Raw genomic sequence first — 11513 nt, 5'->3', positions numbered from 1 at the left:
ATTCTGGGGCACAACAGAGAACGCTGTTCGCATACAAATCAGTGTGGCTATTATCCAACATGATATGAAGTTGAAACGTTCAACCTATGAAGTTTTGCAAATTCTCAGCATATCATTGACTGACAAAACCCACTTGCGTGACCTGTTCGACAAGACTAATTTCAATGATGTCAAAGATCTAAATGATCCCCTGATTCCGGGGCTTTTTGATTAATTGTTTAACTCGTCCCATTTTAACGGGACACTAATGAAAAGGAATATAAAAAATAGATGTCACTATGAAGGTTGTGCCCCAAAGACATCCTATTACAGAAATAAAAAAGAAGAATATAAATTCGGACAGTGATGCAATATAAAATAACCGAATACAATATACCTTGCCGATCAAGACAAAATACTCTATCAATGCCTTGCAAAAAAGGTCGTAAACTTGTTGATATAGTCTCTTTTATTCAAGGAATATTTGATTCGACAAATGAATGGCCGATGATGCTTCGGAAAATGAGAACCCAGTTGGGATATTTTTTTGCATTTTTTCGCTTATTCTTTTGCTTATTTTTATAAGTGAGCGAGCATCATTCTGACCTTTTTTTAGGCAGGATTTACTGACCGGCCTTCGTCAGGAACACCTACTTCAACGAAGAGTTCAACTACCGGGAGGTTGCCAATAGCAGCGAGTTGACCGACATAGCCGTAGCACTCTTTGTCGGGATGCTTGAGACACCTGCCGTATCTGCCGGAGGTGGTGGCGGAGGTTCGCAAAGCGATCTTCCCTGGCGAGACAAGGACGATGACGACCTGCAATGGGCCCGCCGCTGTGCACGTGCTGCAACCCTCCTATTGGGCAAGAAACCAAGAAAGAGGATTAAGACGATAAAGTCATGAAACAGGCACACAAAAAGCGGCCGCCTCGTGCGACCACTAATAGTCCGCCAGTCTTGCTGGATATGGGGAAAATTATTTTATAAATCTGGAAAATATTATTGTATATTGATTCAAATAGTTATATATCAATGGAATAGTATAATAAATTCTTTGTTGAAGAAACAACACAGAAACAAAATCAGTATTTTAAGAGATTCTTCGGTTTTTGTTTTTCACTTGATTTTATTCCTTGCACTTGGTCACACACAAAGTGCTTCTAAAAGTAATTTCCCGACTATCGACCTCTCATACGAAGAGTATCATTCGGCGGCTCATCGATGAATCATTGTAGCCAAAAGAGAAAAGGATGGGTTGTGGTCTTTACCTCACATCTTCATTGAGACTTGTATTCTCCGCAAATATAGTTGTTTCTATAGAACCATAGACATATGGAAAGGCAGATATGCCTACCTAAATATAGTTTACTTTGATTTAGCATATATAAGGCTAATGCACAAACTAAACTAAATTTTCAACACATTTACACGACCTGATCACTCGCAAAATATACAGCCAAAAGAGAAGAAAAGTACATGGCATATATTCTCTTTTCGCTGCAGTTTTTGTTTTATTGTCCCCTAAGATAGATTCATATACCTTTAGGTTTGACTTTGATAGAACTTCGATGAAGTTGCAAAAATGAAAACATAGCAAGATGCACAGTAAAAAACAAAATACACTTTCTCATAAAAGCGAAGATAAGGCGTCTTGAAACAGCATATAAATATGTCTCAATATGCTGTTTGCATTTGCCATACTATTTTTGTTTCGTTTTGGATAATCTTTCATGTCCCAGCTTGCTGCTCGTATGGACACTGCTTCCGACGACAAATGTTGGTCGGGGTATTAGGCTCCCCCGAAAAGAGTTTCGTGGACAGCAGGTACGCCGATTTGTTTTCCGTAAATGGCAAAGTACTTATATTGAAATAGGAATATAAGAATCTTCATTATACAACCTTGTTCCCGTTTTTTTAGAATCATATCTGGTAGCCTTCGTCATTTGCCGTAAACCATTAGGGGATCAAATATTTAACCAGATATGTTCAACACATCAAGATACTACTTTTATTCATCAAAACAATGCAGATAAAGTAGTATTTCAGATTTATGAGTAGACGTTTAGTTTTTACCTTATCTGTGAAAATATAAAAGATAAGGTAAAAACTCAATGAACAAAATTTGGCTTTGTAATCTAAAACGGCTATCTTTGCAAAAAAGATAATTGTATGCAAGACAAACTCGTTTCCCGAAAAAGAGAATGTGACGAATTGCAGCGGTGCTTGGAATCAGATCGTTCGGAATTCGTAATTATAAGCGGTCGCCGTCGTATAGGCAAAACATATCTCATCGACAAATTTTTCAACTATAAATACGATTTTACATTTGTCGGTGAGCACAAAACATCTGCAACTGTGCAGATACAGAATTTCATGAGGGCAATTTATCGGCACTCAAAGAAGCGGCAGCCTAAAGCCACCACTTGGTACGATGCTTTTAATGCGCTTGAGGACTATCTGGAAACTCTGCCCTCCAATCGTAAAAAAGTCATATTCATCGACGAAATGCCTTGGATGGATACGCAGCGTTCCAATTTTGTCAGCGCATTGGAAAATTTCTGGAACGGTTGGGGAAACAGACGCACCGATATTGTGCTTATAGCCACAGGCTCGGCAACATCCTGGATGGCCGATAAAATAGAGGGCAATCAGGGTGGCTTGCACGCCAGAATCACCTGTAACCTTCATCTGTCTCCGTTTAACCTGTGCGAAACGGAGGAATATCTACGACAACGGAATTGTCAATGGGATAGATACCAGCTCTTACAATGCTATATGATATTTGGCGGAGTCCCTTTTTACCTGAGCCTTTTGAATCCTGCCGAGAGTCTTGCACAAAATATCGACCGGTTGTTTTTTGTCGAAGGAGCGCAATTGAGAGGCGAATTTGACGAACTCTACAACGCTTTGTTCGCTCAAGCGGACTCCTATGTATCCATTGTTAAGTTGTTGTCGGAAAATAAAGCGGGGATGACACGGGAAGACATACTCCGTGCAACCGGTATCGAGGGTGCTTTCTTGAGTAAAATTTTGAAAAATCTCGAACGCTGTGATTTTATTACGCGGCTATCACAATATGGCAACAAAACCCGTAACAGTTTGTTCAGACTGACAGACTTTTTCACGCTCTTTTATTACAAGTTCATCGAACCCAACAATACGAAAGACGAAAGATGGTGGAGCAATAATATCGACTCACGCAGTGTTTCAGCATGGATGGGACTTGGTTTTGAGCTGGTATGTTTGAGTCATCACAAGCAGATTAAAATCGCATTGGGAATTGCTGGAGTAGGTACGTCCGTATCTACATGGAGGAGCAAAGCCGATTCCGAAAACGGGATTCCGGGGTTTCAAATCGACTTGATTATCGAGCGAGCCGACCGCATAATCCACTTGTGCGAAATGAAATTCAGCACGGACTTGTACGGCATCACCGACGGTTACGAGTCTAAACTTCGGGAACGCACCGGACTATTCCGCATGGCGACAAAGAACAAGAAAGCTCTTGTAATTACATTCGTTACGACATACGGTGTGGTGAACGGTAAGCATAAGAGTATTGTTCATAGCGAAGTGAAGATGGACGACCTTTTCAATTCCTGAACTGGATATTCTATTTTCACCTCCAAAGATCTACTTGTGAACGGAAGTATGCAAAAGCACTATGTTTAGCCAATCCATACATAGTGCTTTTGTGTATTTATGCCATTCTCTTTAGATTCTTGCCTTATATTTTCAGTTCACTGATGTCCCGTTTGATACCATAAGCCACCGACGTCATATTGTTCCGCATGGCCGAGAGCGCAGACGAAAGGCTTGATGCCGATACAAATCCTTTTCCATCTTTTGTTTGCAGAAAACGCCCGCAACCGAGAACTGCCTGCCATTGGGCTTGAATGAACGAGTGTTCAAGAAGTGCATCGAATAGGATTGCCACATGACGGATATTGTTTACCCGAATACAAAAGCTCTGTTTGCAAGAAAAAAGAGCTTCCATATCCTCGATACATGTAGAAACACAAAACAGATGATAAGTATTGACACAAGCTGTAATACCTATCATCTGTTTGTGGGTGAAGTTACAACCAAAAGAGAGTGGCTGAACTCCGGTAGATCCGTCATCACGATACATAATGGAGGGCGACGGCATGGTGTCATACATCCGTTTTAACTTCATGCATTCCTCAAATGAGAAATCCGTCACTGTAAAAAAGTTGCCGGATAAGATGGGGACAATCCGTCAGCAAACCTCTAACGATATGGATGTTCATCTCATGACAGTTCCGACAAACTGTATTATCGCAATCTATATATCGATGACTATTAACGAAATCATCCATATAGCGTTCATACCGCTTGCCATCTCTTATGACATCCTGGATATAAAATTCTCTCGCCTCGGAGAGTAATGTGAAAAACTCTTCCGCTACATCTTGGTCTGTAACGAAATGACGTAAATGCTGCTTCCCTTCAAAAAAAGAGAAGACTTTTGGTTCTGTTCTTTCATGTTAAACTATTTATTTATGGATTTATGTTATAGATTTTACAAATGACAATTACATTATTTTTGTTTTGTCAAAAACCGTTGTCTATTCAACCATTTATCAAGTAAATTAGCCAACTCTGCATTATTCAAATCCTGCATCAAGAAATGTGTGTTTCCATAAATGCCGATTTTAGGAAGTTCTACCAATGTTGCATTTCCTCCATGTCGGTTGATAGCTTCGACGAACTTGCGAGCCATCTGGAGGCGAACGCGCCAATTCTCATCACCGAGATTCTTGGAGGGTGTTTCAGGAATGTAATCCCCGAAATAAAGAATAATCGGAATTTCCGTGAGCCGTTTGAATTGTTCCATCGGAACGGCTGTTCCGACTACACCGCCAGTCAAGCCATCGATACGATCAGGAACTTCGCCTTCAGGGAATACGAACCCGCCCGGCTCATAGGATGCGACACCTTTGACCTCTGAATTTTGCATCGCGGACATCCAACCGGGAAACCCTCCGGCAGAATGGGTTACGAGAATATGGTCGCCGATGCGTTCGGCCAAGGCTCCGAGTGCGGGAACATCTAATTGATGGTTGCTCAAATCGGGTGTCATTTCGCGGAAGAACTGCGAAAGAGAAGTCGAATCTTTCGGGAACTGCACACCCTCGTTATAATTCGGCCATACGCCGATACGCCAGATGTCGAACCAGAACATTTCGTCGGCCACAGGCTTGGCTGTCGTTGTTGCTGATGTCCGTCCTGCCCGTCCACGACCGGGAAGATCGACCACGTAACTGCTCCAGCCACGGCGTAACATCAACGTGGCGAAACCTTCTCTACCGTCGGGAGTCATTTGCCAGCATACACCCGAACCTCCGTAACCGTGCACATAGACTAACGGTAGTTTCTTGCTGTCGGCAGGAATCTGAAAATCCACAAAGGCATGGTCGGCCCGATAGCTTTGTCCGGTTTCTTCCTGCTCCGCCCATCCGACAAACTTGCTGTTGTCATATTCCCCCGATCTTTGTATGGTTTGCCCGCCCACCGAAAAATGTCCTTGTCGGGCAATCGTTATATGCTGCGCTTGGGCGACTCCTGCAAATAGCAGGAGCAACACCCCTAAAATAATCTTTTTCATTTCTGTTTTACTATTTGTTCCAATATGTTACGCAATGGTTCCGAATAAGATGTTCCGAGATTCATTTCCACGATATTCAGTAATGCCGAAAGTTGTTCGGTCGTAACGCCGAGATACAGGCATATCGCTGCATGGCTCCTGAACATCGGCTCAACACCGCCGACACCGGCAAGAATGGAAACTGTTGCGAGCTCGCGTTCCCGATAGGTCAGCAGGTCTCTCTCAAAAAGGTCTGCAAAAAGATGTTCTTTCAAGAAGCGTTCGATAGCAGGTGTAAATATTGCATAACCTGCTTTGGGGGTATCGACGGAAGTACCCGATATTTCGGCAAGTATATCCCGTCCCCGTTCGTAGCGGGTTCTATTGTCGTTCATTTCAGTAACTTCCCGACCGACAACATCGTTTATCCCGTTCGCTTTCCGCTCGTCCACGACCTGCATAAAGGTTTGTATCGCCCGCAAGCTACGCGGAAACCCACAATAAGCGTAAGCGTGAATCAATACCTCGTTTATTTCATTGATGGTCATACCTGCCTCCAACGCTCCCGCGAGAGCCGGTTTCAGGTGTTCCAAATCTCCCTTTCCGGTATAGGATGCCACCGCTACAATGGCTTGTTCGCGTGCGGCCAATATACTGTTTGCCTTCGCATAACGGTTTTCCGCTTCAGTCGTAGCTTCCTGATATTGGCTGTCGCTGACGGGATCAAGCCATACTGCCGCATTTATCTGCGGGTTGGTCGTAATGGCGATATGCGCAAACCAACTGTCCGGTGCTGCCCCGTGCCAATGCACCACGTCAGGGGCTATCTCCACGATGTCGCCCGGAAACAACCGTCGGGCGGGCTGTCCTTTTTCCTGATAATACCCGATACCGGCTGTCGCTATCAATATCTGACCGGCTTTATGTGAGTGCCAACTATTGCGGCATCCCGGTTCAAAGGTTACGTTTGACATGGGAACATTCAACTCTTTCTGCTCACTTAATGGTGCAAGCCATGCTTCACCCGTAAAATTGGGGTTTGAAGATAGTTTCTCGCCAAGCGGATAAGGCTGGCGAAATGTCGTTTCCGAATTATTCTGCGCTATCGCTCCAGTGGAAAGCAACAACAATACTGTAATAGCAAATGATTTCATATCGCTCTGATTTTAAGTTCTTACTGTTGCAAAATTAGAAGGAATACAACAAACCGGCGATACAAAAAAATCGGTAAAAACTGCTGTTTTTACCGAAAATGCGAATGAAGAGAAATAGGATTATTCCCTATAATCCGTCGGATTCAGCCCCAGATTGCGTTGCACGTAACGGCTGAAATAGGCAGGGGATGAAAAACCGAACATATCGGAAATTTGGACAAATGTCAGCGACTTGTCGCGGAGTAGACGGGATATTTCGAGTATCGTATAACGGTTGATCCAATAGTTGGCGGCATACCCGCTTATTTTCTTCGATACTTCCGAAAGGTATTTCGACGTAACGCACAAACAATCGGCATAATAGGTAACTTCCCGATGCTCACGAAACGCACCTTCTTCCAGCATTTTTAGGAAACGGCTCATGATAGAGGCGTTCTGCGTGGAAATGTCGCTCTCGCCATAGATGCGGGCATGAAAATCGAAGAAGTCGAGAATGGCTGTCTGCATGGCGTTGATAAGTGTCTCACGGTAGAATCGGTGTTCCGTATCTTTGATGCGGAATTCCAGTTGCTCGAAGTCACGGCGACAGATAATCTGCTGTTCGGGCGAGAGGTGCATGACGGGATTAAGAAAAAGAGCCAGTTGCCCTTTCATACCGTAATTGCTTTGCGGTGTGCATAACTCGATAAATCCGGGCTTCGCGTAGATTATTTTGCATTGAAAGTCATCTTTCGGCTCTATCTTCTCTATCATCTTCCGCTTGCGGATGATGGAAAGATCTCCGGCGTGCAACTCGAACTCTTTCCCGTTGAACAGATAACGGCACGTGCCTCCCAGACAAAGCAAGTGCGCCAGATACTCCTCTTCGGAATCCGTTCTCACCATGCCGAGCCTATTGGCAACAATTACGTCTTTCTGTTCTTCCATATTCTATTTTTTACACTGAAAGCAAAAATAGCGAATAAATACGAAATTAAATAGGGATATTATCCGTTCAGTAACACTTTTTATGTTTTTAACAAAATAATCCACGCTCTATTTATTGAATAACATTGATTGTCCGCAGCCAATTCTCTACTCCCTCCGTATTTCGTCCGACAGTACCGAAACCTTGCAAGTGAATCGAACCGGGGGTAAGTTCAACGATTTTAGCGAGAGTTTCCTCTCGATAGGTAGCAGAGTAAGTACAAAATGGCACGATGATTTTATCTGTAAAATCATATTCCGAACTCTCAAGGAACGACCATATCGCCATCGGAGCCGTATGCCACCAGACCGGGCAACCTACAAATACGACGTCGTATTCATCGAAATTCTCTACCGATGTGCCTAATTCCGGCCGAGTGCCATTATCCAACTCTTCACGTGCGACTTCTGTACATTCGTTGTAGTCAGTCGGATAGGGAGTAGCTGTTTCAATCCGAAACAGTGTACCACCGGTTTGTTCCGCAATATTTTCCGCCAAATATTGAGTAGTGCCTCCCCAACTGAAATAGGCGACGAGTATTTTACGGTTTGCATCGTATTCTATGTAATCGTTCTGATACAAAGGAGTGTCCGAACCTTCCTCTTTGGAACAGGCGACCAACGCAATCAACATAGAAAGAATCCCGCTCCAGAATATAATATTTCGTTTCATTTTTCTGTACTTTATATGTTATTGAATCTATTCCATCATGCCAATTCCCTGCAACCAATTCAAAATACCGTCGCGGGAAGTCGCCGTATTATTACGGGAAATACTATACCCGTTTACCATCGTTGCATCCGGCTCTAACTCTGCAATATCTTCCAATGTCCCAGACCAACCGCTGCCTCCGTGCGTGGAAAACGGGATAATGGTTCTGTCGGCGAAATCATACTTGTCGAAGAAAGAATACATGGCCATCGGCATCTGATACCACCAGATAGGATAACCGATGAAAATAACATCATAATTGTCAAAACTCTCTATGTTCGTGGCGAGTTCGGGATGAATGTTATTCTGACGTTCCTGATTTGCCTGACTTGCCAGATCATCGTAACTTTCAGGATAAGGCTGTAAGGTCTGAATCCGAACCATATCTCCTCCCGTAGCTTCATTGATGATGGTAGCCACGTATTGGACACTGCCGTAAAGCTCCCCGTTCACGGTCACTCGGCTGGCAGAAGTTACCGCATCCACATTGTTAGGAAGAGGCTGGGAAAAATAGGCGATCAGAATTTATGGTTCGTTCCGGGAACGACCTCTTCCATATCCTGATTCCCGTTGCCGGTATCCGGTTCGTCATTCGAGCAGGCAACAACAAGGCATATAGTGCCTGCCAATAGTGCGAGTGCATAAAGTATCTTTTTCATAATCCTTTGTTTTTAATCATTTTAACAGCTTGATTTCTTTCAGCCATGCTTCAATGCCTTTCGTGTTTTTATCCACGGCTCCGAATCCTTTCCGATGCTTGGCGGCAGATGTCAGTTCCGCGATTTTAGCCAGTGTTTCATCCCGATAAGTCGAGGCATAGGTACAGAAAGGAATAACTATTTTCCCTTTGAAATCATAACTCTCCGAGAACGTATTGATAATCATAGGGGCAGTATGCCACCAAACAGGACAACCGATAAATACAATATCGTACTGATCCCAATCCTCGACTTTATTTTTAATGCCGGGACGTGCATCGGCTTCTTTCTCCGCTTTTGCCACTTCTGTACATGAGGTGTATTCAGTGGGATATGGTTTTTCAGGCTCAATACGGAATAGCGTTCCTCCTGTGAGTGATGCGATGTGTCCGGCTACTTTCTGGGTATTGCCGCCCCAACTGAAATAGGCTACCAATATTTTTCCGGTAGATTGCTTATCCTGTATCACTTGCGCGTAAGCCCCGACACAGAACAAGACAGCAAATAATAGAACTGTGAGTCTTAATTTCATAAATCAAACATTTTATTCGTTAAATATTTTTTCCGAGATTATATGCCTCCGTTTCGTATTGGCTGCCTTTTACAGCTCCCTTACGCCCCATGCCGGTTGCTTTAACCATACCACGCTCCGTGGGATTGGGAAGGCACATTACAAAGCCGCGAAAACCGTTTATCGCCCAATCCGCCGTACTCTCTTCAGCATCAGCGCAAGCGGTAAGATAGAAAAACTCCTTATCTTTCATTTCGCGATAACGTCCGTATGTGCGGTCGATAAAAGTTTTCAACTGTCCGGTAATGTTCATATAATAGACAGGGCTTGCCAATACAATCACATCCGCGTTTACCAGCTTATCCACGAGCATCGGGACATCATCCCCGGCCTCATTTGCTCGCTTTCCTACCCGTTGCACGTCATCTTCCGAGAAATAGCCGATATTATAATCGGCAAGAAACACCTTCTCCACATATCCACCGGCCTCTTTCGCTCCGCGTGCGAAAGTGTCGCACAATAAATCGGTATTACCTCCTTTACGGGGGCTTCCGGAAATGACCAGCACTCTCTTATGTTCTTTCGGATTGGGCGATGTTTCCGAAAAATTGATATGGTATCCTTCCGGTACACGTTCAGGCTTGCTGTTTCCACAAGAAGCCAAAGCCCCGACAAGGAGGCTTATGGCTACAAATGATACTATTTCACTAATTTTCAGGCTCATAACTTACAGATTCTTGTTGAAAAAATCCGTCAGCTTAACTACGGCTTGTTCCACGTATTCCGGCACAAAATAAGTTTTGATGTGCGTAGCGCCGGGAATAAGGAACAACTCCTTGTCTGATGTTCCCGTGGCCTTGCTGTAACACAGTTCGGTCATGTAGAACGTGTCCGCGATACTTCCCGCAATCATCAACAACGGTTGGTTGATGAGATACATTCCTTCGCTCGCGTCGAATGCCATAAGATCTACCAGACTGCTTTTGGTGTACTTGAATGTAGAATTGGGGTGCGCGTGGCTTTGAAGATAATACTCGTATCCGTCACGGTAAAGGTCGAAGGGGAGTTTTGCGGCCTGTTCCGGTGTCATTCCGCTCATGTCGCCAATATATTCGGGTTCCCCGGTTTCTGCTTCTTTCTGACGTGCGGCACAGGCATCGGCAAGACGCTGCTGAACTTCGTTTATCTGCGAATCGAGAAAACCATTACGGCGCACCAGTCCCGTGTTGAACATACTCAACGTGGCTACTGCCTTGAAACGCTTGTCTGTCTGCGCGGCTTTTAACGTATAGCCGCCACCGCCACAGATGCCGAGAATACCGACACGGGCAGGATCGACACCCGGATATTGCGCCAGAATATCGGCAGCACGATGGATGTCTTCGATACGGTTGGCAGGCTTGTCCGTACTGCGCGGTTGCCCTTCACTGGCTCCCTGATAAGCGGCATCAAACGCAAGACAGATATAACCAGCCTCTGCCATACGCTGACTGTATAATCCCGCGACCTGCTCTTTGACGCCACCGTTCGGATGGGCGATGACAAGGGCGGGATAGCTTTTCGCCCGGTCATATCCCGCGGGGGTATAGACATTGGCGGCGATTTTCAGGCCGTTCAATTCGTAAGTGATGGAGTGGATATTCACCGCTCCCTCCTTGTTTTCCGTGATAGCACCGTTATAGACCAATCCCCACGGATTACTGTTGTGACTTTTAATTGTTTTGACATCCATGTATGTGGACGGCATTTTCTCTTTCTTTTCCATATTCTCTTGTGCATTTAATGTATTGCATACAGCCATTGTCGCACACAATACGGTTGTGATTATCTTTTTCATTATTATTTATTTATATGTTTTACGGACATTGCAAAGGTAGAAAGGG

General features: G+C 44.3%; 10 protein-coding genes and 3 pseudogenes. 3 read left to right on the top strand and 10 right to left on the bottom strand.

Annotated elements, in window-relative coordinates:
- The 3 genes and pseudogenes from Q0093_RS13595 to Q0093_RS13585 form a co-directional block, all read left to right on the top strand.
- Positions 1 to 214, top strand: a pseudogene (locus Q0093_RS13595) (IS4 family transposase); the annotation flags it as partial.
- A gap of 419 nt (positions 215 to 633) precedes the next feature.
- Positions 634 to 885 (top strand): annotated as a pseudogene (locus tag Q0093_RS13590) (relaxase); the annotation flags it as partial.
- A gap of 1265 nt (positions 886 to 2150) precedes the next feature.
- A complete protein-coding gene (locus Q0093_RS13585) occupies positions 2151 to 3584 on the top strand; it encodes an ATP-binding protein (protein WP_195597084.1) in 1434 nt (477 codons plus the stop codon).
- Positions 3585 to 3708: 124 nt separating this feature from the next.
- Here Q0093_RS13585 and Q0093_RS13580 read toward each other — a convergent pair.
- From Q0093_RS13580 to Q0093_RS13535, 10 genes and pseudogenes are all read right to left on the bottom strand, one after another.
- A pseudogene (locus Q0093_RS13580) lies at positions 3709 to 4351 on the bottom strand (hypothetical protein).
- Positions 4352 to 4542: 191 nt separating this feature from the next.
- Positions 4543 to 5610: an alpha/beta fold hydrolase gene (locus Q0093_RS13575; protein WP_297931501.1), complete on the bottom strand. Its 1068-nt coding sequence runs from the start codon at positions 5608 to 5610 to the stop codon at positions 4543 to 4545.
- On the bottom strand, positions 5607 to 6743 hold the full coding sequence (locus Q0093_RS13570) for a carboxymuconolactone decarboxylase family protein (RefSeq protein WP_297931498.1): 1137 nt from the start codon (positions 6741 to 6743) through the stop codon (positions 5607 to 5609). The genes Q0093_RS13575 and Q0093_RS13570 overlap by 4 nt, the downstream gene beginning before the upstream one ends.
- Before the next feature lie 120 nt (positions 6744 to 6863).
- On the bottom strand, positions 6864 to 7670 hold the full coding sequence (locus tag Q0093_RS13565) for an AraC family transcriptional regulator (RefSeq protein ID WP_195501568.1): 807 nt from the start codon (positions 7668 to 7670) through the stop codon (positions 6864 to 6866).
- 112 nt (positions 7671 to 7782) lie between these two features.
- Complete coding sequence (locus tag Q0093_RS13560; RefSeq protein ID WP_297931492.1) at positions 7783 to 8382, bottom strand: flavodoxin; 600 nt, start codon at positions 8380 to 8382, stop codon at positions 7783 to 7785.
- A 27-nt stretch (positions 8383 to 8409) separates the two neighbouring features.
- Entirely contained in the window at positions 8410 to 8907 is a 498-nt protein-coding gene (locus Q0093_RS13555) for a flavodoxin (protein ID WP_297931489.1), read from the bottom strand.
- A gap of 32 nt (positions 8908 to 8939) precedes the next feature.
- Entirely contained in the window at positions 8940 to 9080 is a 141-nt protein-coding gene (locus tag Q0093_RS13550) for a hypothetical protein (RefSeq protein ID WP_297931486.1), read from the bottom strand.
- 16 nt (positions 9081 to 9096) lie between these two features.
- Entirely contained in the window at positions 9097 to 9651 is a 555-nt protein-coding gene (locus Q0093_RS13545; RefSeq protein ID WP_297931483.1) for a flavodoxin, read from the bottom strand.
- Positions 9652 to 9670: 19 nt separating this feature from the next.
- Complete coding sequence (locus Q0093_RS13540) at positions 9671 to 10354, bottom strand: flavodoxin family protein (protein ID WP_297931480.1); 684 nt, start codon at positions 10352 to 10354, stop codon at positions 9671 to 9673.
- Positions 10355 to 10357: 3 nt separating this feature from the next.
- Complete coding sequence (locus Q0093_RS13535; protein ID WP_297931478.1) at positions 10358 to 11467, bottom strand: alpha/beta hydrolase; 1110 nt, start codon at positions 11465 to 11467, stop codon at positions 10358 to 10360.
- Between the last annotated feature and the right edge of the window lie 46 nt (positions 11468 to 11513).

It is taken from the genome of uncultured Coprobacter sp. (assembly GCF_947855755.1).
Lineage (GTDB): Bacteria > Bacteroidota > Bacteroidia > Bacteroidales > Coprobacteraceae > Coprobacter.
This window is presented reverse-complemented; position numbering and strand designations above follow the sequence as displayed.